Source organism: Serratia sp. Sp408 (assembly GCF_057180665.1).
Genome location: NZ_JBXUFT010000005.1, coordinates 24203 through 48065, shown reverse-complemented (window position 1 = coordinate 48065; position 23863 = coordinate 24203). Strand labels below are relative to the sequence as shown.

The window sequence follows — 23863 nt, the reverse complement described above, 5'->3', positions numbered from 1 at the left end:
GTGTTATATTTTTTTATAACGGCAGTGCAAAATAACAACACTTTTTTTGGCAAGTCAAGGAGCCGCGATGACTTTTCCACCCTTTGCGCGCCGGGTGCCGTTGTTAAACGCCACGCTGACTGAACAAGAGGACCTCTGTGCTCGCCGTTGGTTGGCACCGGCGGATGATAGGGCGATGGCACCCGCAGCGCAGGTGCAGGCGCTGCATCGGCAGATTGGCGAGATCTGGCAAACTGACGGCGTAGCCAGCTTTATGGCCGGGCGTGCGGCGTTGTATGCGGTGATCCGCACGCTTGGCTTGCAGCCGGGCGATCGCGTGCTGATCCCGGCGTTTACCTGTCAGTGTGTGACCAATGCCTTCAGTTATAACGGTATCGAAATAGCGTTTGTCGATATCGAGGCTGACACTTTTGGCATCAGTGCGGCGGCGATGGCACAGGCGATCACGCCCAATACCAAAGCGGTCATGATTCAGTACAGTTTTGGTCTGGTGTGCCGCGATCTTGATGCGTTGCTGGCGCTGGCGCGTGCGCATCGGCTATGGGTGATAGAAGATTGTGCGCATGCCACCGGCGCGCGCTACCGCGGGCAATTGCTCGGCAGCTTGGGTGATATCGCCTTTTTCAGCAGTGAACGTTCCAAGGTGGTCAATACCATCCACGGTGGCTGGGTAATTACGCATTCGCCGGCGTTGCAACAACGACTGCAACAGGTGTATGCCGCCAGCGCCGACGCCGAGCCTGTCTTTATACGGCGTCTGTTGCACACGTTGCGCCATGCGGTGGCGATAGCGCGGGACGGCCAGGCGGCGGCGGACGCCGGTTGGCCGCTGGAGCAACGTGTACCGCAAATGCAGATTGCCGAATTAAGCGGTCTGTTCAGCCCGCAATACCGCTGGCGGATGGCCGAACCGGTCGCCGAGCTGCTGCGTCTGCAATTGAACCGGTTGCCGACGTTACTTGAGCGACGCCGGCGCGGTGCGGCCTTTTGGCAACGCTGGGCTGCGGCCCATGGTTACCGGCTGCCGCTCCACATTGCGGGAGCAGAAAACAGCTGGCTGCGGTTCCCGTTACTGCTATCAGCGCAACAAAAACAGCGGCGTGACAGTCTGGAACGGCAGTTGAATGTGGAAGTTGGCGTGTGGTTTACCACGCCGATGCATCCGCAGCCGCTGGTGTTGGCTGACTGTCCAGTGGCGATGAGCGCGGCGGCAAGTTGCGTTAATTTTCCCACCTGGCTGCCGGAATAACCGGCGCCTGTTACCGGTCGTTTAACGCGCCGGCGGCCGGCCGTAGTGGTTAAATTCTTATCTTTCATATTGTTATATCCATCTTATGATTACCACTTTTAGCGATAAACAATACCCGCAAAAGCACTTAGCTCATTTGGTTATTAATTATTTCCATCACTTCTTTAATTGTTATGATTCCACTCGGTAACCTTATCTTCCTACCTTTTAAATGAACTATTTTTGCCCGGTTGCAGCGGGTATATATAACGGAATTCGTGACGCAATGACCACTCAGGCTCCTCCTACATCCTTGCTCCCGCTGACGCCCGATCAGCTGGCGAGCCTGCAAGCTGCCATCGGTGATTATTCGCCGACGCAGCTGGCGTGGCTGTCCGGCTACTTCTGGGGAATGGTGAATCAACAACCTGGCACCGTGGCGCTGCCGGCCGCACCTGCCGCAACGGCGGCCAGCATTACGCTGATTTCCGCTTCGCAGACCGGCAATGCGCGTCGCCTGGCGGAACAGCTGCGCGACGATCTGCTGGCGGCCAAGCTCAGCGTCAACCTGGTCAATGCCGGCGATTACAAATTCAAGCAGATCGCCCAGGAGCGACTGCTGATCGTCGTGGCTTCCACCCAGGGTGAAGGCGAACCGGCGGAAGAGGCGGTGGCACTGCACAAGTTCCTTCACTCCAAGAAAGCGCCCAAACTGACCGATACTGCGTTTGCGGTGTTTGGCCTGGGCGATACCTCGTATGAAAACTTCTGTCAGTCGGGCAAGGACTTCGATGCCAAACTGGCGGAGCTGGGGGCGGAACGTCTGGTGGAGCGCGTCGATGCCGACGTGGAATATCAAGAGTTGGCCGTTGCCTGGCGCAAGCAGGTGGTATCGGTATTGAAAGCGCGCGCGCCGGCGGAAAATGCCGCGCCTGGCACGCTGGCCAGCGGTGCGGTCGATGTGATCGACAGCAGTCCGTACAGCAAAGAACAGCCTCTGACGGCGCAGCTGGCGGTCAACCAAAAGATCACCGGTCGCCATTCGGATAAAGATGTGCGGCACATCGAGATCGATCTCTCTGACTCCGGGCTACGCTACCAGCCGGGCGATGCGCTTGGCGTATGGTTTGACAACGATCCGGCGCTGGTGGACGAACTGGTGCAACTGCTGTGGCTGAAAGGCGACGAGCCGGTGGCGGTGGAAGGCAAAAACCTGCCGCTGGCCGACGCGTTGCGCAGCCATTTCGAGCTGACGCAGAACACTACGCCGATCGTCGAAAAATATGCCGCCCTGTCGCGCGACGAAAAATTGATCGCGTTGCTGGCCGACAAGGCCAAATTGCAACATTTTGCGCACAACACGCCGATTGTCGACATGGTGCGCCAGGCGCCGGCCGATCTTTCTGCCGAGCAACTGATTGGCCTGCTGCGCCCGCTGACGCCGCGTTTGTATTCCATCGCCTCTTCGCAGGCGGAAAACGAAAGCGAAGTCCACATCACCGTAGGCGTGGTGCGTTATGACATCGACGGCCGCGCACGTGCTGGCGGCGCGTCCAGCTTCCTGGCGGATCGGCTGGAAGAAGACGGCGACCTGCGGGTGTTTATTGAACACAACGATAATTTCCGTTTGCCGGCCAACCCGGACACGCCGGTGATCATGATTGGCCCCGGCACCGGTATTGCACCGTTCCGCGCCTTCATGCAGCAGCGTGACGCCGACGGCGCCGCGGGCAAAAACTGGCTGTTCTTCGGCAACCCGCATTTTACCGAGGACTTCCTGTATCAGGTTGAGTGGCAGCGCTACGTCAAAGACGGTTTGCTGACCCGTATCGATCTGGCCTGGTCGCGCGACCAGCAGCAAAAAGTCTACGTTCAGGACAAACTGCGCGAACAGGGCGCGGAAGTGTGGCGCTGGATCGAACAAGGCGCGCACATTTATGTCTGCGGCGATGCCAATCGCATGGCGAAAGACGTTGAGAACACATTACTGGCACTGGTAGCCGAGCACGGTGGCATGGATACCGAGCAGGCCGATGAATTTTTAAGTGAGCTGCGCCTTGAGCGCCGTTATCAGCGAGATGTTTACTGATGAGTGACAAACACCCGGGGCCTCTGGTGGTAGAAGGCAAATTGGCTGATGCCGAGCGCATGAAGCAACAGAGCAATTTTCTGCGCGGCACCATTGCCGAAGATCTAAATGACGGTTTGACCGGCGGTTTCAATGGCGACAACTTTCTGCTGATCCGTTTTCACGGCATGTACCAGCAGGACGATCGCGACATTCGGGCCGAGCGTGCCGAACAGAAACTGGAGCCGCGCCATGCGATGATGCTGCGCTGCCGTCTGCCGGGCGGTATCATCAGTCCGCAGCAGTGGCTGGGCATCGACAAGTTTGCGCAGGAAAGCACGCTGTACGGCAGCATTCGTATCACCAACCGCCAGACGTTCCAGTTCCACGGTATTCTGAAGGGCAACGTCAAACCGGTGCACCAGTTGTTGAACAAGCTGGGGCTGGACGCGCTGGCCACCGCCAACGACGTAAACCGTAATGTGTTGTGCACCTCAAACCCGGTGGAATCCGCGCTGCATCAGGAAGCCTATGAATGGGCGAAGAAGATTTCCGAGCACCTGCTGCCGCGTACGCGAGCGTATGCCGAAGTGTGGCTGGATCAGGAAAAAGTGGCGACCACCGACGAAGAGCCGATTCTGGGCGCCACCTATCTGCCGCGCAAGTTCAAAACCACCGTGGTGATCCCACCGCAAAACGATGTGGATCTGCACGCCAATGATATGAACTTTGTGGCGATCGCTGAAAACGGCAAACTGGTGGGCTTTAACCTGCTGGTCGGCGGTGGCCTGTCGATCGAACACGGCAACAAGAAAACCTATGCGCGTCAGGCCAGCGAATTTGGCTACATTCCGCTGGAACATACGCTGGCGGTGGCGGAAGCCGTAGTGACCACCCAGCGTGATTGGGGCAACCGTACCGATCGTAAAAACGCCAAAACCAAATACACGCTGGAGCGCGTCGGCGTTGATACCTTCCGCGCCGAAGTGGAAAAGCGCGCCGGTATTACTTTTGAACCGATTCGCCCCTATGAGTTTACCGGCCGCGGCGATCGCATCGGTTGGGTCAAGGGGGTGGACAACCATTGGCACTTGACGCTGTTTGTTGAAAACGGCCGCCTGCTGGATTATCCGGGGCGTCCGCTGAAAACCGGCGTGGCCGAGATCGCCAAGGTTCATCAGGGGGATTTCCGTCTGACGGCCAACCAGAACCTGATCGTGGCCGGCGTGCCGGAAAGCGAAAAGGCAAAGATCGAAGCCATCGCACGTGAACACGGTCTGATCGACGACGGCGTCAGCGAGCAACGCAAAAATTCGATGGCCTGCGTGTCGTTCCCGACCTGTCCGCTGGCAATGGCGGAGGCCGAACGCTTCCTGCCGGCCTTTGTCACCAAGGTTGAAGGCATCATGCATCAGCATGGGGTCGGCGATGAGCACATCGTGCTGCGCGTCACCGGTTGCCCGAACGGCTGTGGCCGCGCGCTGCTGGCGGAAATTGGCCTGGTGGGCAAGGCCGTCGGCCGCTACAACCTGCATTTGGGGGGTAACCGGGCCGGCACGCGTATTCCGCGCATGTATCGCGAAAATATCAACGAAGACGAAATCCTGAAGGAGATCGACCAACTGGTCGGCCGCTGGGCGCAGGAGCGCAACGCGGACGAGGGCTTTGGCGACTTCACCATCCGTACCGGCATTGTGCGGCCGGTGGTGGATCCGGCGCAGGATTTCTGGGATTAATCGTGGAGGCAGACAAGATGGCTGAATTCGATCTGGCGGCGCTGAATGCGCTGCCCAAATCCGGGCAGGCGCTGGCGCTGGCCGAACTCAATGGGCGGCTGGAAAGCCTGTCTGCGCAACAGCGCGTGGCGTGGGCGCTGGAGCACCTGCCGGGCGAGTTCGTGCTTTCTTCGAGCTTTGGCATTCAGGCGGCGGTGTGCCTGCATCTGGTAACCCGCATTCGACCGGATATTCCGGTGATCCTGACCGACACCGGCTATCTGTTCCCGGAAACCTACCAGTTTATCGATCGGCTGACCGACAGTTTGCAGCTGAACCTGCAGGTGTTCCGTGCCGAGCAGTCGGCGGCCTGGCAGGAAGCGCGCTACGGCAAACTGTGGGAACAGGGCGTAGAAGGTATCGAAAAGTACAACCAGATCAACAAGGTCGAACCGATGAACCGCGCGCTGGAAACGCTTGGCGCGCAAACCTGGTTCGCCGGTCTGCGCCGTGAGCAGTCAGGCAGCCGTGCCAACCTGCCGGTACTGGCGGTGCAGCGCGGGGTGTTCAAAATGCTGCCGATCATCGACTGGGACAATCGGCAGATCTATCAGTATCTGACCGAGCACGGGCTGAGTTATCACCCGCTATGGGAGCAGGGGTATCTGTCGGTGGGTGACACCCACACCTCGCGCAAATGGGAGCCGGGCATGAGCGAGGAAGAAACCCGCTTCTTTGGCCTCAAGCGTGAGTGCGGGCTACACGAAGGGTAAACCGATGCTGGCATGACGCTAGCTGCGCGTATGTTAAGGTAAAAAGGCCGCATTTGCGGCCTTTGGCTATTTTGTCTTCTGCGCGTGCGGATCCGGGTGCGCCTGCGCCAGCTCTTTGATCAGCGGCAGCAGGATCTGCACGCTGTCGCGGCTGCGTTTGTCGATGCGCCCAGGCAGGTAACGCTCCAGGTAGTTCAGGTTGTCGTACTGTGACTGATGCCAACTGGTGCCCTGCGGAAAGTGCGGGCTGATGGCGCGCTGCTGATAACCGTCCTTATCGCCCAGTGACCAGTTGGTGGCTTCCACGGCCAGCACCGGGATACCGGCGTTATCAAATATTTCCTGATCGGAACAGCAACCGGTGCCTTTCGGGTATTTTTTACTGCCCGGATTGATGGCGGCGGCGATGCCGTAGCGGTGGGCAATGTCCAGCGCGCGATCGCGGCTTTTCTTCGCCATCTGTGGCGGCGTCTGGCGACCGGCGTGGAAATAGAGCCTGTCACCGGTGATCAGGCTATCGAGATTAATCACCAGTACGGTGTTGGCACGCTCTTCCGGGCTCATGCGTTCCAGATAGTTTTTGGCGCCGAGCGAGCCCAGTTCTTCGCCGCTGGTGGCGAGGAACCGCAGGGTGTAGCCAGTCGGAATATCCTTTAACCGCTGCGCCAGTTCCAGCATTACGCCAACGCCGGAGGCATTGTCGTCCACCCCTTGCAGGGTCAGGCCACCCAGATTGTTATCCACTTCGTCATCGCTGCGCGGCATATAGGTATCAAAATGCGCCATGATGATGATCTGTTTCTGCTGCTCGCCATTCTTTGCCGCAATCACCGAGTTAACCGCAACGTTATGCCAGTTTTCGCTGGCATTTTTATTCACATAGAGAAAACGGGTGTTGAAATTGCGGATGTTGCTCTGATAGCCCATCTTGGCAAACTGCTGTTTGAGGTAATCTGCCGTGAGCAGTTCCGCCGGGCTACCGGCCATGCGACCCGGGAAATAGGTGGCGATATGGCGAATCTGCTCGGCAGCGTATCTGCCCAGTGGGGCATCCTTGGCGTGCTGTGTTGCGGCCGAAACGCTGAAAACGCTGCAAAATGCCATGGCCAGCAGGCTGGTTTGCAGGCAAAAACGGGAAAACATTCCGAAAGTCCTTCTGTTTTGCTATCGGCGATGCCGAGTATTTTTTGTGGTTGCCAGTATGAAACGCCAGGGCGAATTACTCAATTTCCTGCGCTCTTAAATTTGCGCTGGCGCGCGCGTTGCGGTGGCCTTATTCCATTATCGCACTACTCATTCCTTTTCGTCATTTCAGAGGCGAAATCGTAGCCCGTATAGTCTCCCTATCTTTCTGTTATATGAAAAGGCTGTTGTGGACTATCTACCAATATTTGCCGATCTGAAACAACGCCCGGTGCTGGTCGTTGGCGGCGGTGAAGTCGCTGCACGCAAGGTGGAACTGCTTGCGCGCGCCGGGGCTGAAATACGGATAGTTGCGCAGTCGCTCTCACCCGAACTCGAACAACGTCGTCAGGAAGGGCGCATTCACTGGCTGGGGCAGGCTTTTGCTCCCGAACAGCTGGATGATGTGTTTCTGGTGATTGCGGCAACCAACGATAGCGCGCTGAACGCCACGGTGTATGCCGAGGCGGATGCGCGCCGGGTGTTGGCCAACGTGGTGGACGATCAGCCGCGCTGTTCGTTCATCTTTCCGTCGATCATCGATCGTTCACCGCTGGTGGTGGCGGTGTCGTCCAGCGGGCAGGCACCGGTACTGGCACGCATGCTGCGGGAAAAACTCGAGGCGCTATTGCCAGCCAGCCTGGGGCCGATGGCGCAACTGGCCGGTGGTTTTCGCCAACGGGTGAAACAGACGCTGGGAGCGATCGGCGCGCGTCGACGCTTTTGGGAAAAGGCTCTCAACGGCCGTTTTGCCACGCTGGTGGCTAACGGTCAGCAAGCGCAGGCCGAACAACAGCTGGCGCAGGATTTGGCGGCGTTTGCCGCCGGCAACGAAGGTGCACAGGGCGAAATAGCCCAGGTCGGCGCCGGGCCGGGCGACGTTGGCCTACTGACGCTGCGCGGGCTGCAGGTGATGCAACAGGCGGATGTGGTGCTGTATGACCATCTGGTCAGTGATGAGATCCTCGATCTGGTGCGCCGTGACGCGGATCGTATTTGCGTTGGCAAGCGTGCCGGCGCGCATTCGGTGATTCAGGAAGAAACCAACCGCCTGCTGGTGGAACTGGCGCAGCAAGGGAAACGCGTGGTGCGCCTGAAGGGCGGCGACCCGTTCATCTTCGGCCGCGGCGGCGAAGAGCTGCAGGTGGCGGCGGCGGCGGGTATACCGTTTCAGGTGGTGCCCGGCGTGACGGCGGCGGCTGGTGCCACCGCTTATGCCGGCATTCCGCTGACGCATCGCGATCATGCGCAAAGCGTCACCTTTATTACCGGCCATGCCCGTGCCGACGGCGACGGGTTGGACTGGGCCGATCTGGCTCGGGTGCGGCAAACGCTGGCGATCTACATGGGCACGATGAAGGCGGCGGATATCAGCCAGCGCCTGATGGCGCACGGCCGTGCGGCCGATACCCCGGTGGCGGTGATCAGCCGCGGTACGCGTGCCGACCAACAGGTGCTGACCGGCACGCTGCAACAACTTGAACAACTGGCCCAACGGGCGCCGCTGCCGGCTTTGCTGGTGATCGGCGAGGTGGTGCAACTGCACCATCAAATCGCCTGGTTTGGGCAACAATCTCAGACGGTTTCCCCCGTTGTGAATCTGGCTTAAGGATCTGTTATGGACGAAAAACGACTCACTCACTTGCGGCAATTGGAGGCGGAGAGTATCCATATCATCCGTGAAGTCGCCGCAGAATTTGGCAACCCGGTGATGCTGTACTCGATCGGCAAAGATTCCTCGGTGATGCTGCACCTGGCGCGCAAGGCATTTTATCCGGGTACCCTGCCGTTCCCGCTGCTGCACGTCGATACCGGCTGGAAGTTCCGCGAAATGTACCAGTTTCGCGATCGCACCGCCAAAGAGTACGGTTTCGAGCTGTTGGTGCATAAAAACCCGGAAGGGGTGGCGATGGGCATCAATCCGTTCGTGCACGGCAGCGCCAAACACACCGACATTATGAAAACCGAAGGCCTGAAACAGGCACTGAACAAATACGGCTTTGACGCCGCTTTCGGCGGTGCGCGTCGTGATGAAGAGAAATCACGTGCCAAAGAGCGTATTTATTCGTTCCGCGATCGCTTCCACCGCTGGGATCCGAAAAACCAGCGGCCGGAGCTGTGGCACAACTACAACGGGCAGATCAACAAAGGCGAGAGTATTCGCGTCTTCCCGCTGTCGAACTGGACCGAACTGGACATCTGGCAATACATCTTCCTGGAGAAGATCGACATCGTGCCGCTGTATCTGGCGAAACCGCGTCCGGTGCTGGAGCGCGACGGCATGCTGCTGATGGTGGATGACGATCGTATCGATCTGCAGCCGGGCGAAGTGATCAGCCAGCGTATGGTGCGTTTCCGCACCCTGGGCTGCTGGCCGTTGACCGGTGCGGTGGAGTCCGAGGCGCAGACGCTGCCCGAGATCATCGAAGAGATGCTGGTCTCTACCACCAGTGAGCGTCAGGGCCGCATGATCGACCGCGATCAGTCCGGTTCGATGGAGCTGAAAAAGCGTCAAGGGTATTTCTGAGGAGCCGCCGGATGAACAACGTAATTGCACAACAAATCGCTGAACAGGGCGGCGTAGAAGCCTATTTGCATGCGCAACAGCACAAGAGCCTGCTGCGCTTTCTGACCTGCGGCAGTGTCGATGACGGCAAGAGCACGCTGATCGGCCGCCTGTTGCACGATACCCGCCAGATCTACGAAGATCAGTTGTCGACGCTGCATACCGACAGCAAGCGTCTTGGCACGCAGGGTGAAAAACTCGATCTGGCGCTGCTGGTAGATGGATTGCAGGCAGAACGCGAGCAGGGCATTACCATCGACGTGGCATACCGCTATTTCTCTACCGAAAAGCGCAAATTTATCATCGCTGATACGCCGGGGCATGAGCAGTACACCCGCAATATGGCGACCGGCGCATCTACCTGCGATCTGGCGATCCTGCTGATCGACGCACGTAAAGGCGTGCTGGATCAGACGCGCCGCCACAGCTTTATCGCCACGCTGCTGGGCATTCGTCACCTGGTGGTGGCGGTGAACAAAATGGATCTAGTGGAGTACAGCGAAACGGCGTTTGAGCAATTCAAGCAGGATTACCTGACCTTCGCCCAGCAGCTGCCAAACGATCTGGATATCAAATTCGTGCCTCTGTCGGCGCTGGACGGCGACAACGTGGCCAGTCAGAGCGTCAACATGCCCTGGTACAGTGGCCCAACGCTGCTGGAGGTGCTGGAAACGGTGGACGTGATTGACCAGGCGCAGGCGCAACCGTTGCGCTTCCCGGTGCAGTACGTCAACCGCCCGAACCTCGATTTTCGCGGCTATGCCGGTACGCTGTCTGCTGGCGTGGTTCGGGTTGGCCAGCGTATCAAGGTACTGCCTTCCGGGGTGGAAACCAGCGTGGCGCGCATCGTCACCTTTGACGGGGATCTGCAGGAAGCGCTGCCGGGCGAAGCGATTACCCTGGTGTTGCAGGACGAAGTGGATATCAGCCGCGGCGACCTGCTGGTGGATGCCGCTGAAACGCTGCAGGCGGCGCAAAGCGCGCTGGTCGACGTGGTGTGGATGGCGGAACAGCCGTTGCTGCCGGGACAGAGTTACGACATCAAGGTGGCCGGCAAGAAAACCCGCGCCCGGGTTGAAAGCATTCGCCATCAGGTGGAAATCAACTCGCTGGCACAGTATCAGGCGGATACGCTGCCGCTTAACGGCATCGGCCTGGTGGAATTGACCTTCGATGAACCGCTGCTGCTCGATAGCTATCAGCGCAATCATGTGACCGGCGGGCTGATTTTTATCGATCGGCTAAGCAATGTCACCGTCGGCGCCGGACTGGTGCGCGAAACGCTGCAGCAGGCGCCGGCCGGCAATGGCGAGTTCAGCGCGTTTGAACTGGAACTGAATGCGCTGGTGCGCAAGCACTTCCCGCATTGGGGTGCACGCGACCTGCTTGGGGGCAAATGAGGTGACGGACGTTGAGCTGCGGCAGAACGAGCCGCAAGACGAAAACGTGGTCTGGCATCCGCATGCGGTAACGCGTGCGGATCGTGAAGCCGGCAATGGTCATCGTGGCGTGGTGCTGTGGTTCACCGGGCTGTCCGGCTCGGGGAAATCTACCGTTGCCGGCGCGTTGGAGCAGGCGCTGCACGCTCACGGCGTCAGTACCTATCTGCTGGACGGCGATAACGTCCGCCACGGGCTGTGCCGCGATCTCGGGTTTTCCGATGACGACCGGCGTGAGAATATTCGCCGCGTTGGCGAAGTGGCGAAACTGATGGTCGATGCCGGACTGGTGGTGTTGACCGCGTTTATTTCGCCGCACCGGGCCGAGCGCCGCATGGTGCGTGAACTGCTGGACGACGGGCAATTTGTCGAGGTGTTCGTCGACACGCCGCTGGCGATTTGCGAAGCGCGCGATCCAAAGGGGTTGTACAAGAAAGCGCGTGCCGGCGAGCTGCGCAATTTCACCGGTATCGACTCGGTTTATGAGGCGCCGGAAGCGCCGGATGTCCACCTGAAAGGCGAACAATTAGTAACAAAATTAGTTGCGCAATTGTTAGACGTGCTGCGTGGTCAGGCTATTATCAAACCCTGAATTCGAAAGAAGCGTGTGGCGCTCAAACGCCATGCGCTTTTTACTCTAAGCCGCCGCAGAGCAGGCTGAAAGATATGAATAACCAGGGATTATTATGCAAAATGTCTCGCCTATATTGATTGATTCAACACCGGAAAAAGAAGAACCCTCATATTCTTTCCTCGGCGGCGTCAGCGGCTTTGTCTTCTATTGGCTGGCGTTTGCGGTGCCGTTTATGGTTTATGGCTCTAATACCTTGTTTTTCCTGCTGTATACTTGGCCATTCTTCCTTGCGCTGATGCCGGTTTCGGTATTGATCGGTATTGTCTTCAGCATGTTGTTGCGTGGGCGCCTGATCTTCACGCTGTTGCTGACCGGCATTACGGTGCTGTGCCTGTTCTGGTTGGTGTTCAGTCTATTGACCGGTTGGTGAAATGCCGGGCGCAGGGTGGCGCCCGGAGAGATGTCAAAGCCGTGCGGTAAGTTACAAAACTTTGCTTAAGAACGCCTGGGTGCGCGGATTGCTCGGGTTGCCAAAGAGCTGCTGCGGCGTACCTTCTTCCTGAATAATTCCCTGATCGATAAACAGCACCCGATCCGCCACTTCGCGAGCAAAGGCCATTTCGTGTGTCACCACCACCATGGTCATGCCTTCGTGCGCCAGCGCTTTCATCACCGCCAGCACTTCCCCTACCAGTTCCGGATCCAGTGCCGAGGTCGGTTCATCAAACAGCATGATTTTCGGTTCCATCGCCAGCGCCCGCGCGATGGCGACTCGCTGCTGCTGGCCGCCGGACAGGCTGGCGGGATAGGCGTCGATCTTGTCGAGCAACCCCACTTTGCGTAGCAGGGCTTCGGCGCGTAGCGTCGCGTCGGCACGAGATAGCCGTTGCACGTCCATCGGCGCCATGATGATGTTTTCCAGCACCGTCATATGCGGGAACAGATTGAAGCGCTGAAATACCATGCCAACGCTTTCACGCATTTTATTAAGGTTGGTCTTCTGATGATGGATGGCGAAGCCGTTGACGTCGATTTCGCCGCCGGACAGGGTTTCCAGTGCGTTGATGCAACGCAGCAGGGTGCTCTTGCCGGAGCCGGACGGGCCGATGATGCACACCACTTCGTTCGCGGCTATCTGACACGAAATGCCGCGCAGCACATGGGTTTCACCAAATTGCTTTTGCAGATTATGTACGCGAATCACTTTTACCGAACCTCTTTTCCATGTGTTGCACCATCAGCGAGAGCACGAAGGTGATGACCCAATAAACCAGTGAGATCGTCAGATAGGGTTCCCAATAGGTCGCGTAGGCGCCGGACACGGTGCGTGCGGCATAGGCCAGATCGGCCAGACCAATGGCGGAAGCCAGCGAGGAATCCTTGACGATGGCGATGGCGTTGTTGCCCAGCGGCGGCAGCATGCGGCGAAATGCCTGCGGCAGGATCACCTTGCGCATGGTTTTGCCGTAACTCATGCCCAGCGAGCGGGAGGCTTCCATCTGGCCACGATCGATTGACTGGATGCCGGCGCGGAATATTTCCGACACGTAGGCACCGGCATTCAGCGTAATGGCCACCACGCAGGACAGAAACGCGCCGTAATCGGAGCGCAGCGCGCGGGCGAAATCACTGCTCATGATGCCGCTGGTGACCAGCAGTCCGTCGCGCGGGTTGATAAACAGCGGCACCAGGGCAAAGTGCACGACCATAATCTGCACGAATAGCGGTGTACCGCGGAAGGCGCTGATGTAGATGCGCACCGGCCATTGCACACCATAGTGCAAAATGTGTTTCCAGATGCCGTGCGGTGCCTGCGCCAGTCGACCGAGGCCGAGGATAAGCCCCCAGGTGGTGCCCAGTAGCACGCAGATCAGGGTACATTTGATGGTCATCCAGGCGCCTTCCATAAACAGCGGTGCGTACTCCTGGATAATCTCCCAACGGAAGTTCAAGGTTTGATCCTTATTTAATGTTAAGACGACTGCGGGGCGTCATCCTGGCGGCGAGCTGTGCTCAATACCAGGATGATTTGGCCCACGACGTCGATGTATCCGCATTTGGCGCAGTGAGCGCCCGGTGGCGATTATTCGGCCGGCAGCGTCGGCACGTTGCTGTCGAACCAGTTGCGATAGATGTTGGCGTAGGTGCCGTCGGCGACGATTTTCTTCAGTCCGGCATTGATGCGGTCACGCAATTCCACGTTGCCCTTGGCCACCGCTATACCGAAATACTGGCGTTGGAACTTGGCATCGGTCACCAGCTTGAACTGTTTTTCCGGGTGGGTTTTGATATAAAACTTGGCGACGCCGACGTCACCAACCGCAGCGCTGATGCCGTCTTCAAACAGTTCCTGCAGCATCAGCGGGGTGTTATCGAAGCGCTTGATCGCCGTGCTGTTTTTGCCCAGCACGTCAGATACCACGATGTCACCGGTGCTGGAATTGACTACGCCGACCTTCAGGCTCTTGAGCGCCGCGATAGAATCTACCGTCGAGGTTTTGGGCACCACGATGGCCTGCTCTGCCGGGAAGTAAGGCGCAGAGAAATCCACCATCTGCTTGCGTTTATCGGTAATGGTAATGCCGGAAATGATGATGTCACGGTCGCCGGAATTGAGAGTGGCGAAGATCCCTTCCCATGGCGTGTTGACCAGCTTTATCTGGAAGCCTTCGGCCTTGGCCACGGCTTTGATGATATCAATATCAAACCCTTCCAGCTGTTTGCTGCTATTTTCAAACTCAAACGGACGATAGGTGCCGCCCGAGCCGACGACGTAGGTGGTTTCTGCCACGGCGCTGCCGGCTGACAGGCTGGCGGCCAGGCAGGCCCCAATCAGGACAAGACGTTTAAACATGGTGATCCCCGTAAGTTAAAGGTTATGTATTGGATTTATTTATTCATATTTACTGCATAAAAATAAAGAATAATGAATAAAAACACAACTATTACATTGGTATGTAAATCAGTGTGGTGTTAAATATTCATTTTTTTTCGTATGGCGCGCGTATTTTGCGGCGAGAAGGCAATCAGCCAGTGGTTTTGGCTGCATAGTGGGTAACAGTCAGTGGGAACGATCGGTGACCTGCTGGCGACGGTAAAGGCAATTAAGCGGCTTTTTTTACCGCTTTCAGCGTGGTTTTAGGTTATAAACTCAATAAATTCTCATCCGTATTCTGAAACTGGCGGCGAAATGCCGCTCTCAGTGTGGAGTCCAACGAAAAGTTGTGGGATGATTGGTCGGTTTTTCAGGGGGCGGGGATGGGAAAACTTACGCTACTATTGTTGGCATTGCTCGGTTGGTTACAGTATTCACTGTGGCTGGGCAAAAATGGTGTACACGATTACGTGCGAGTCAATGAAGACGTTGCGGCCCAGCAGGGCAACAATGCCAAGTTGAAAGCGCGTAACGATCAGCTGTTCGCCGAAATCGACGATCTGAACGGTGGTCAGGAAGCGATTGAAGAACGCGCGCGTAATGAACTGGGCATGATCAAGCCCGGCGAAACTTTTTATCGTCTGGTTCCTGACCAATCCAGACGTGGCGCGGCGACTCCTTCGCAAAACAACGTAAAATAACGCATGAATCACTCCGCAGGTTCCTTTCCACAGGTGATTGCCGTATTGCCGGCTGCCGGTATCGGCAGTCGTATGCAAACGGATTGCCCGAAGCAATATCTCACTATCGGCGGCCAAACCCTGCTTGAGCACGCCATCCACGCTTTGCTGCGTCATCCGAGCATTCAACAGGTGATCGTGGCGATTGGCCCGGAAGATACCCATTTCGCTACCTTGCCGATCGCGGCCGATGTGCGCGTGCGGGTTACCTTCGGCGGCAAACAGCGTGCCGATTCGGTGATGGCCGGCTTGCAGCTGGCGACAGGCGCGGATTGGGTGCTGGTGCATGACGCCGCGCGGCCGTGCCTGCACGCCGACGATCTTGAACGCCTGCTGGCGATTACCGCGCACAGCCAGGTCGGCGGGATCCTCGCCGCGCCGGTGCGCGATACCATGAAACGAGCGGAAAGCGGCATCAGCGCCATTGCCCATACGGTGGAACGCCAGGATCTTTGGCATGCGCTGACTCCGCAGCTGTTCCCGCTTGAGTTGCTCAAACGCTGTTTGCAACGCGCCCTCGACGACGGCGCAAACGTCACCGACGAAGCTTCGGCGCTGGAGCACTGTGGCTATCATCCATTATTGGTGGCGGGGCGTTCGGACAATATTAAAGTGACGCGGCCGGAGGATTTGGCGCTGGCGGCGTTCTATTTAACCCAGAATCAACAGGAGCATGTCTGATGCGTATCGGTCACGGTTTTGACGTACATAAATTTGGCGGCGAAGGTCCGCTGGTGATCGGTGGTGTCCGCATTCCTTACGAACAGGGGTTGCTGGCCCATTCCGACGGCGACGTAGCGCTGCATGCTGCTACCGACGCGTTGCTCGGCGCTGCGGCGTTAGGGGATATCGGCAAGCTGTTCCCGGATACCGATCCGGCCTTCAAGGGCGCAGACAGTCGTGAACTGTTACGTGAAGCCTGGCGGCGTATCCGCGCCAAAGGCTATCACCTTGGCAATCTGGATATCACCATCATCGCCCAGGCACCTAAAATGGCGCCGCACATCCCGCAAATGCGCATTTTCCTGGCGGAAGATCTGCAATGCCATATGGATCAGGTTAACGTTAAAGCGACCACCACGGAAAAACTGGGCTTCACCGGCCGCGGTGAAGGCATTGCCTGCGAAGCGGTTGCCTTGTTAGTCAGGGAGTAAACCGATGGATATGGCAACGTTGAGTTGGCTGCATGGCCAGCCGCAGGCCTCCGGGCTGCTGAAAGCCAACCCCGAAGACTTTGTGGTGGTGGAAGATCTGGGCTTCGAGCCGGACGGCGAGGGCGAGCATCTGCTGGTCAATATTCGCAAGAAAGGCTGCAATACCCAGTTCGTCGCCGACTATCTGGCGCGCTTTGCCGGCATTCACGGTCGAGCGATTAGTTACGCCGGCCTGAAAGACCGCCATGCGGTGACCGAGCAATGGTTCTGCCTGCACCTGCCCGGCAAGGACGATCCCGATCTCTCGCAGTTTGAACTCGAAGGCTGCGAAGTGCTGGCAGCGGTTCGCCATCGCCGCAAGCTGCGCATTGGTACGCTGAAGGGGAATGCCTTTACGCTGGTGCTGCGGCAAATCAGCGATCGCAATGAGGTAGAACAACGATTGCAGGCGATCGCCGCCGCTGGGGTACCCAATTATTTTGGCAGCCAGCGTTTTGGCCGCGGTGGTAACAACCTGCTGATGGCGCGCCGCTGGGCGAACGATGAAATTCGCGTCAAAGAGCGCAACAAGCGCAGCTTCTATCTTTCCGCCAGTCGCAGTGCGCTGTTCAATCTGCTGGCGTCGACCCGGTTGGCTAATCAACAGCATCGAACGGTGCTGGATGGCGATGCGCTGCAACTTACCGGGCGCGGTAGCTGGTTTGTGGCACAGGCAGACGAGCTGGACAGTCTGCAACAGCGTCTCGACGCCGGAGAATTGCAGGTGACGGCACCGTTGCCGGGGGATGGCGCACCGGGCAGCGCCGGCGCTGCATTGGAATTTGAACAGCGTTGCTTGGCGGAACAGCCGGAATTGCTTACGCTTTTAAAGCGCGAGCGCGTTGAACCCGCTCGTCGGGCCCTGCTGTTGCAACCGCAAAATATGCTGTGGAACTGGTGGGATGACGTTACCGTAGCATTGCGCTTCTGGCTGCCAGCGGGCAGTTTTGCCACCAGCGTGGTTCGCGAACTCATGCGGCAGGATAACAGTGATGCGGATATTACTGAGTAACGACGACGGCGTTAGCGCGCCGGGTATTCAGGTGCTCGCAGCGGCGCTGCGTGAATTTGCCGACGTGATGGTGGTGGCGCCCGATCGCAACCGCAGCGGCTCTTCCAATGCTCTGACGCTGGACTCACCGTTGCGCACCCTGACTCTGGCCAACGGCGACGTGGCGGTGCAACAGGGTACGCCGACCGACTGTGTCTATCTGGGCGTCAATGCGTTGATGCGCCCAGCGCCGGATATCGTGGTTTCCGGCATTAATGCCGGCCCGAATCTGGGCGACGACGTGATTTATTCCGGTACGGTAGCCGCGGCGATGGAAGGTCGACATCTGGGCTTGCCGGCATTGGCGGTATCGCTCAATGGCCATCAGCACTATGCGACGGCGGCGGCAATCACCTGCCGTCTGTTGCGCGCCTTGCAGCGCGAGCCGCTGCGCACCGGAAAAATACTCAATATCAACGTGCCGGATCTGCCGCTCGATCAGATCAGGGGCATTCGCGTCACGCGCTGCGGCAGCCGCCACCCGGCGGACAAGGTGTTTTGCCAGCAGGATCCGCGTGGACAGAATCTCTATTGGATCGGCCCGCCTGGTGATAAATTCGATGCCGGGCCGGAGACCGATTTCGCCGCCGTAGAGCAGGGCTATGTGGCGGTGACGCCGTTGCAGGTGGATTTGACCGCCTATGCCGCCCAGGACGTGGTAAAAACATGGTTAACCAAAGCAGAGGTTAGCGGGTAATGGTGAACAAGCCGATGCAAACATTGCTGGCGCAGCTGCGTCAGCAGGGGATCCGGGACGAGCGATTGTTACAGGCGATCGAATCGGTACCGCGTGAACGTTTTGTAGATGAAGCGCTTGAGCATAAGGCGTATGAAAATACCGCGTTGCCGATAGGCTCGGGTCAAACGATTTCCCAACCGTATATGGTGGCGCGGATGACCGAGTTGCTGAATCTGACGCCGACGTCGCGGGTGTTGGAAATTGGCACCGGTTCCGGCTATCAGACGGCGATTCTGGCGCATCTGGTGCAGCACGTCTGTTCGGTCGAACGTATCAAGGGGCTGCAGTGGCAGGCCAAACGGCGGCTGAAGCAGCTTGACTTGCATAATGTTTCCACCCGCCATGGCGACGGCTGGCTGGGATGGGCTTCACGCGGGCCGTTCGACGCGATTATCGTCACCGCCGCGCCGCCGGAAATTCCATCGGCGTTGATGGCACAGTTGGACGACGGCGGCATCATGGTGCTGCCGGTCGGGGAACAGTCGCAAATCCTTAAACGCATTCAGCGCCACGGTAATGAATTTGCCATTGACGCGGTTGAGGCGGTGCGCTTTGTTCCGTTGGTCAAAGGCGAACTGGCATAGCGTTTGGCTGATTTATCGGCAAAACGCAAAAACTGTTGCACTTTCATCGCTTCATAAGTGGTATTTAGCGTTCCAATAAGACCAATTTTCAATACAATTGCCTTTCTGAGTGGTTATCTTATGGTGTGGTAGCGCTGATGTGGCTACATTGGCGACGCTGCTTTTATGCCTCTGGCGGAAGAGGGTCTGGCGTTCAGACATCGGCCGAGGCGCCTTGCTTCATAGAAACTGAGAAAAGCCTTAAAGCTCAGCTACGATGTATAGGGTATTTTGGATAGAGTATTGTGACGGGGGAAGCATGAGCACGGGAAGCCCAATAATGACTTTACGCCGGGTTGCGGTGTGTACGATGGTAGGTATGTGGTTGGCTGGCTGTACGAATACCGGTTCGTCATCGGCGCCGATTAGCAGCGTTGAAGGCGGAAATGCCGCTGCTGCGACTGCCGGCGCGCAGGCGTCCCCACAAGGGCGCATAGTCTATAACCGCAGTTATGAGGCGATCCCGAAAGGGAGTTACAGTGGCAGCACCTATACGGTAAAACGTGGGGATACGCTGTTTTACATTGCCTGGATCACGGGCAATGATTTCCGTGACCTGGCTCAACGTAACAATATTCCAGAACCCTACGGCTTGAATGTTGGCCAAACCATTCAGCTTGGTAATGGTTCTGCCGCCAGCGGCGGCGGCATGGTGGCGGCAACCGACGCTACAAGTGGCGGTATTCCTAAACCGCCATCCAGCAGTCAGATCCAGACTGCGACGGTTGATTCTCAACCAACTAACGCGTATTCTGACAATTCGGGTAAACAGAATGTAGGCAAGATGTTGCCTGCATCAGGTGCAGTTGTGGCAGGAAGCGCTACAACCCCTGTTACCGCGCCAGCTGCAACACCACCGGTGAGCAGCACCGTCAGCAACAGTGCGCCAGTCAGTACCTGGAGATGGCCAACCGACGGTAAGATTATTGATAACTTTTCCTCATCAGACGGTGGGAATAAAGGTGTCGATATCGCAGGCTCCCGTGGGCAAGCCATTTTTGCTACCGCCGATGGCCGTGTAGTGTACGCAGGCAACGCCTTACGGGGTTACGGTAATCTGATCATCATCAAACACAATGATGATTACCTGAGCGCCTACGCTCATAACGACACAATGCTGGTCCGGGAACAACAAGAAGTGAAGGCGGGTCAAAAAATAGCAACCATGGGAAGCACCGGAACCAGTTCAGTACGTTTGCATTTTGAAATTCGTTACAAGGGGAAATCCGTAAACCCGCTGCGTTATCTTCCGCAGCGATAGATTGGGCAGAATACGCTGGTATTCTGCTCGCGGTATCACGGGTAGGAGCAGCTTATGAGCCAAAATACGCTGAAAGTTAACGAGTTACATGATGATGCGGATTTCGACGAGAATGGAACGGAGGCTGAATCATTTGATGAAAAAGCGCTGGCAGAGGAAGAAGCCAGTGAGAATGATTTAGCTGAAGAAGAGCTGTTGTCTCAGGGTGTTACCCAACGTGTTCTGGATGCGACACAGCTCTATCTGGGCGAAATTGGTTATTCGCCTCTGCTGACCGCAGAGGAAGAAGTTTACTTCGCACGGCGGGCATTGCGCGGTGATGTGCCATCCCGCCGTCGTATGATTGAAAGTAACCTGCGACTGGTGGTGAAAATTGCCCGTCGCTACAGCAATCGCGGCCTGGCGCTGCTGGATCTGATTGAGGAAGGTAACCTCGGCTTGATCCGCGCAGTGGAAAAGTTCGACCCAGAACGCGGCTTCCGTTTCTCTACCTATGCCACCTGGTGGATCCGTCAGACCATTGAACGGGCGATCATGAACCAAACCCGTACCATTCGTCTGCCGATTCACATCGTTAAAGAACTGAATGTCTATCTGCGCACCGCGCGCGAGCTTTCTCATAAACTGGATCACGAGCCAAGCGCCGAAGAGATTGCCGAGCAACTCGACAAGCCGGTTGATGACGTTAGCCGCATGCTGCGCCTGAATGAACGTATCACTTCTGTTGATACGCCATTGGGCGGTGACTCGGAAAAAGCGCTGCTGGACATTTTGGCCGACGAGAAAGACAACGGGCCTGAAGACACCACGCAAGACGATGACATGAAGCAAAGCATCGTGAAATGGCTGTTCGAACTGAACGCCAAACAGCGTGAAGTGCTGGCGCGTCGTTTCGGCCTGCTGGGCTATGAAGCCGCTACGTTGGAAGACGTTGGCCGCGAGATTGGTCTGACACGTGAGCGTGTTCGTCAGATTCAGGTGGAAGGTTTACGTCGTCTGCGTGAGATTCTGCAAATGCAGGGCCTGAGTATTGAGGCGCTGTTCCGCGAATAACACATTACTGCATTAAATAAAAAACGGTGAGCTCAGGCTCACCGTTTTTTTATCCGCGTTTGCCCCCGGTTACATCATCTTCTTCAAGCGATAGATCCAGTCCAGCGCTTCGCGCGGCGTCAACGCATCGGGATCCAGCCCCTCCAGCGCTTCAACCGCCGGCGAGGGTTCCTCGGTCAGCAAGGTCATCTGCGTAGCGTCTACCGTACCGGCTGCGCTGTGGTTAGACAGCGCTTCCAGTTCGCGAAGCTTCTGGCGCGCACGCTTGATCACGTCACGCGGCACGCCGGCCAACGCCGCCACCGCCAGCCCGTAGCTCTTGCTGGCAGCCCCTTCCTGCACGCTGTGCATAAAGGCGATAGTATCGCTATGCTCCAGCGCATCCAGGTGCACGTTGACCACGCCTGCCATTTTCTCCGGCAGGGTGGTCAACTCAAAGTAATGGGTGGCAAACAGCGTCATCGCCTTGATACGGTTGGCCAGGTTCTCGGCACAGGCCCACGCCAGCGACAGGCCGTCATAGGTGGAGGTACCACGGCCGATTTCGTCCATCAATACCAGGCTGTTTTCGGTGGCGTTATGCAGGATATTGGCGGTTTCGGTCATTTCCACCATAAAGGTGGAGCGGCCGGAAGCCAGGTCATCGGCGGCGCCAACGCGGGTAAAGATGCGGTCCACCGGCCCGATGGTCGCTTTGGTTGCCGGCACGTAACTGCCGATGTGCGCCAGTAGCACTATCAGCGCCGTTTGCCGCATATAAGTACTTTTACCGCCCATGTTCGGCCCGGTAATGATCAACATGCGCCGTTGTGGTGACAGGGAAAGCGGGTTGGCAATGAACGGTTCGCTCAACACCTGTTCCACCACCGGGTGACGACCTTCAACGATGCGGATGCCGGGCTGTTCGCTCATGGTCGGGCAGGTATAGTTCAACGTTTCGGCGCGTTCGGCCAGATTGGTCAGCACGTCCAGTTCCGCCAGCGCGCTGGCACTTTGCTGCAATGCCGGCAGGTGCGGCAACAGCAAATCGAACAGTTCGTCATACAGCGCTTTTTCAATCGCCAGCGCCTTGCCCTTGGAGGTCAGAACCTTGTCTTCGTACTCTTTCAACTCCGGAATGATATAGCGTTCGGCGTTTTTCAGCGTTTGGCGACGCACATAGTGAATCGGCACCAGGTGACTTTGGCCGCGACTGACCTGGATGTAATAGCCGTGCACGCCATTGAAACCGACCTTCAGCGTATCCAGTCCCAGCTTTTCACGCTCGCGGATTTCCAGGCGATCGAGATAATCACTGGCACCGTCGGCCAGCGCGCGCCATTCATCCAGTTCGGCGTTGTAGCCAGGCGCGATCACGCCGCCGTCACGTACCAGTACCGGCGGCGCTTCCACTACGGCACGTTCCAGCAGGTGCTGCAAATCGTCAAACTGACCGATCTGCGCCAGCAGTTTTTGCACATGCGGCGTAGCGATATCTTGCAGCATGTCGCGAATATCCGGTAATTGCTGGAACGCATGACGCATGCGTGCCAGATCGCGCGGCCGAGCGGTACGCAACGCCAGGCGCGCCAGGATACGCTCCAGATCGCCGACCTGACGCAGCGACGGCTGTACGTCGCTACCGATCTCCTGCAATGCGCCAATGGCCTGCTGGCGATGGTTCAGCACGTTGACGTCGCGGGTTGGCATATGCAGCCAGCGTTTCAGCATGCGGCTGCCCATGGGCGTCACGGTGCAATCCAGAATGGCGGCCAGCGTATTGTCACTGCCGCCGGACAGGCTCTGGGTAATTTCCAGATTGCGGCGGGTGGCGGCATCCATAATGATGCCGTCCTGCTGGCGTTCCATGGTGATGCCGCGGATATGCGGCAACGAGGTGCGCTGGGTATCCTTTACATATTGCAGCAGACAACCAGCGGCGCGTAGCGCCTGTTGCGACTGCTCGACGCCAAAGCCGGTGAGATCGCGCGTGCCGAACTGCAGGTTGAGCTGCTGCCGCGCGGTTTCCAGTTCGAACTCCCACAGCGGCCGGCGGCGCAGACCATGGCGCTGTGCGATCAGCGACATCTGTTCGAAGCTTTCGGGGTAGAGCAGTTCGGCCGGGTTGGTGCGCTGCAGTTCGGCAGCCATGGCTTCCTGGTCTTCCGGTTCGGTGACGCGGAAGCGGCCGGAGCTGATGTCCAGCGTGGCGTAGCCAAAGCCGCGTGCATCCTGCCAGATGGCGGCCAGCAGGTTATCCTGGCGTTCTTGCAACAGGGCTTCATCGCTGACGGTGCCGGGGGTGACGATGCGCACCACTTTGCGTTCCACCGGGCCTTTGCTGGTGGCAGGATCGCCAATCTGTTCGCAAATGGCGACGGATTCACCCAGTTGCACCAGCTTGGCCAGATAGTTTTCCACCGCATGATGCGGTACCCCGGCCATCGGGATGGGTTCGCCCGCCGAGGCGCCGCGTTTGGTCAGTGATATATCCAGCAGCTGTGAGGCGCGTTTGGCGTCGTCATAGAACAGCTCATAAAAGTCGCCCATGCGATAGAACAGCAGAATTTCAGGATGCTGGGCCTTGAGGCGCAGGTACTGCTGCATCATGGGGGTGTGGTCAACGTATTCTTTGTTTTCCATAATATTCACTGCGTTATGTTCTGGTTATGCGTCGCGAGCATGATGCTTGCCATATTATTGAAAGCGTCCTGCTAAAAGGTGAAACGCCGGCTGCTTAGTCTGGGGGAAGATGTTAACAGGTGATACCGCGGTTTCAAACGTATCTGCAAACCATGATGCGG

Annotated in this window: 22 protein-coding genes; 17 read left to right on the top strand and 5 right to left on the bottom strand. The window is 57.7% G+C overall.

Features of this window, described 5'->3' with window-relative positions:
* The first annotated feature begins 67 nt into the window (after positions 1 to 67).
* The 4 genes from AC2AXP_RS15685 to AC2AXP_RS15670 all read left to right on the top strand — a co-directional run bounded on the left by AC2AXP_RS15685 (position 68) and on the right by AC2AXP_RS15670 (position 5784).
* Positions 68 to 1249 (top strand): aminotransferase class I/II-fold pyridoxal phosphate-dependent enzyme, encoded by a 1182-nt coding sequence (locus AC2AXP_RS15685; protein WP_004955263.1) that lies wholly within the window; start codon positions 68 to 70, stop codon positions 1247 to 1249.
* A gap of 265 nt (positions 1250 to 1514) precedes the next feature.
* Positions 1515 to 3317, top strand: a complete 1803-nt coding sequence (gene cysJ / locus AC2AXP_RS15680; protein ID WP_039991134.1) for an NADPH-dependent assimilatory sulfite reductase flavoprotein subunit — start codon at positions 1515 to 1517, stop codon at positions 3315 to 3317.
* The gene (gene cysI, locus AC2AXP_RS15675; RefSeq protein ID WP_004955256.1) at positions 3317 to 5032 is read left to right on the top strand and encodes an assimilatory sulfite reductase (NADPH) hemoprotein subunit; all 1716 of its coding nucleotides are present in this window, start codon (positions 3317 to 3319) and stop codon (positions 5030 to 5032) included. The genes cysJ and cysI overlap by 1 nt, the downstream gene beginning before the upstream one ends.
* Positions 5033 to 5049: 17 nt before the next feature.
* A complete protein-coding gene (locus AC2AXP_RS15670; RefSeq protein WP_198773300.1) occupies positions 5050 to 5784 on the top strand; it encodes a phosphoadenylyl-sulfate reductase in 735 nt (244 codons plus the stop codon).
* Between the two features lie 66 nt (positions 5785 to 5850).
* Here AC2AXP_RS15670 and AC2AXP_RS15665 read toward each other — a convergent pair whose 3' ends face one another.
* The gene (locus AC2AXP_RS15665; RefSeq protein ID WP_004955249.1) at positions 5851 to 6927 is read right to left on the bottom strand and encodes an aminopeptidase; all 1077 of its coding nucleotides are present in this window, start codon (positions 6925 to 6927) and stop codon (positions 5851 to 5853) included.
* A gap of 229 nt (positions 6928 to 7156) precedes the next feature.
* Between AC2AXP_RS15665 and cysG the strand changes: the two genes are divergently transcribed.
* The 5 genes from cysG (at position 7157) to AC2AXP_RS15640 (ending at position 11975) form a co-directional block, all read left to right on the top strand.
* The gene (gene cysG, locus AC2AXP_RS15660; protein WP_484381798.1) at positions 7157 to 8575 is read left to right on the top strand and encodes a siroheme synthase CysG; all 1419 of its coding nucleotides are present in this window, start codon (positions 7157 to 7159) and stop codon (positions 8573 to 8575) included.
* A gap of 9 nt (positions 8576 to 8584) precedes the next feature.
* Complete coding sequence (cysD, locus tag AC2AXP_RS15655; RefSeq protein ID WP_004955243.1) at positions 8585 to 9493, top strand: sulfate adenylyltransferase subunit CysD; 909 nt, start codon at positions 8585 to 8587, stop codon at positions 9491 to 9493.
* An 11-nt stretch (positions 9494 to 9504) separates the two neighbouring features.
* Positions 9505 to 10932 (top strand): sulfate adenylyltransferase subunit CysN, encoded by a 1428-nt coding sequence (gene cysN, locus AC2AXP_RS15650; RefSeq protein WP_004955240.1) that lies wholly within the window; start codon positions 9505 to 9507, stop codon positions 10930 to 10932.
* Positions 10871 to 11563: an adenylyl-sulfate kinase gene (gene cysC / locus AC2AXP_RS15645; protein ID WP_081445052.1), complete on the top strand. Its 693-nt coding sequence runs from the start codon at positions 10871 to 10873 to the stop codon at positions 11561 to 11563. Before cysN ends, cysC begins: the two co-directional genes overlap by 62 nt.
* Before the next feature lie 94 nt (positions 11564 to 11657).
* Entirely contained in the window at positions 11658 to 11975 is a 318-nt protein-coding gene (locus AC2AXP_RS15640; protein ID WP_004955234.1) for a DUF3561 family protein, read from the top strand.
* Positions 11976 to 12026: 51 nt separating this feature from the next.
* On the opposite strand, the gene AC2AXP_RS15635 is transcribed toward AC2AXP_RS15640, so the two are convergent.
* The 3 genes from AC2AXP_RS15635 to AC2AXP_RS15625 all read right to left on the bottom strand — a co-directional run bounded on the left by AC2AXP_RS15635 (position 12027) and on the right by AC2AXP_RS15625 (position 14399).
* Positions 12027 to 12749 (bottom strand): amino acid ABC transporter ATP-binding protein, encoded by a 723-nt coding sequence (locus tag AC2AXP_RS15635; RefSeq protein WP_004955232.1) that lies wholly within the window; start codon positions 12747 to 12749, stop codon positions 12027 to 12029.
* Positions 12733 to 13452, bottom strand: coding sequence for an amino acid ABC transporter permease (locus tag AC2AXP_RS15630; protein WP_050763140.1), 720 nt, complete (start codon positions 13450 to 13452; stop codon positions 12733 to 12735). Before AC2AXP_RS15630 ends, AC2AXP_RS15635 begins: the two co-directional genes overlap by 17 nt.
* A gap of 176 nt (positions 13453 to 13628) precedes the next feature.
* On the bottom strand, positions 13629 to 14399 hold the full coding sequence (locus AC2AXP_RS15625; RefSeq protein WP_004955228.1) for a basic amino acid ABC transporter substrate-binding protein: 771 nt from the start codon (positions 14397 to 14399) through the stop codon (positions 13629 to 13631).
* 404 nt (positions 14400 to 14803) lie between these two features.
* On the opposite strand from AC2AXP_RS15625, the gene ftsB reads away from it, so the two are divergent.
* The 8 genes from ftsB (at position 14804) to rpoS (ending at position 21080) form a co-directional block, all read left to right on the top strand.
* A complete protein-coding gene (gene ftsB / locus AC2AXP_RS15620) occupies positions 14804 to 15121 on the top strand; it encodes a cell division protein FtsB (protein ID WP_039991128.1) in 318 nt (105 codons plus the stop codon).
* Between the two features lie 3 nt (positions 15122 to 15124).
* On the top strand, positions 15125 to 15841 hold the full coding sequence (gene ispD, locus AC2AXP_RS15615) for a 2-C-methyl-D-erythritol 4-phosphate cytidylyltransferase (protein WP_004955222.1): 717 nt from the start codon (positions 15125 to 15127) through the stop codon (positions 15839 to 15841).
* Positions 15841 to 16314: a 2-C-methyl-D-erythritol 2,4-cyclodiphosphate synthase gene (gene ispF / locus AC2AXP_RS15610; RefSeq protein ID WP_004955219.1), complete on the top strand. Its 474-nt coding sequence runs from the start codon at positions 15841 to 15843 to the stop codon at positions 16312 to 16314. Before ispD ends, ispF begins: the two co-directional genes overlap by 1 nt.
* A gap of 4 nt (positions 16315 to 16318) precedes the next feature.
* The gene (gene truD / locus AC2AXP_RS15605; RefSeq protein WP_198773302.1) at positions 16319 to 17365 is read left to right on the top strand and encodes a tRNA pseudouridine(13) synthase TruD; all 1047 of its coding nucleotides are present in this window, start codon (positions 16319 to 16321) and stop codon (positions 17363 to 17365) included.
* A complete protein-coding gene (gene surE / locus AC2AXP_RS15600; protein ID WP_004955211.1) occupies positions 17346 to 18101 on the top strand; it encodes a 5'/3'-nucleotidase SurE in 756 nt (251 codons plus the stop codon). Before truD ends, surE begins: the two co-directional genes overlap by 20 nt.
* Positions 18101 to 18727, top strand: coding sequence for a protein-L-isoaspartate(D-aspartate) O-methyltransferase (locus AC2AXP_RS15595; RefSeq protein ID WP_004955209.1), 627 nt, complete (start codon positions 18101 to 18103; stop codon positions 18725 to 18727). Before surE ends, AC2AXP_RS15595 begins: the two co-directional genes overlap by 1 nt.
* Positions 18728 to 19043: 316 nt before the next feature.
* A complete protein-coding gene (nlpD, locus tag AC2AXP_RS15590) occupies positions 19044 to 20027 on the top strand; it encodes a murein hydrolase activator NlpD (protein WP_039992414.1) in 984 nt (327 codons plus the stop codon).
* Between the two features lie 54 nt (positions 20028 to 20081).
* The gene (rpoS, locus tag AC2AXP_RS15585) at positions 20082 to 21080 is read left to right on the top strand and encodes an RNA polymerase sigma factor RpoS (RefSeq protein WP_119426090.1); all 999 of its coding nucleotides are present in this window, start codon (positions 20082 to 20084) and stop codon (positions 21078 to 21080) included.
* A 69-nt stretch (positions 21081 to 21149) separates the two neighbouring features.
* On the opposite strand, the gene mutS is transcribed toward rpoS, so the two are convergent.
* Entirely contained in the window at positions 21150 to 23702 is a 2553-nt protein-coding gene (gene mutS, locus AC2AXP_RS15580; protein ID WP_484381797.1) for a DNA mismatch repair protein MutS, read from the bottom strand.
* Positions 23703 to 23863: the final 161 nt, after the last annotated feature.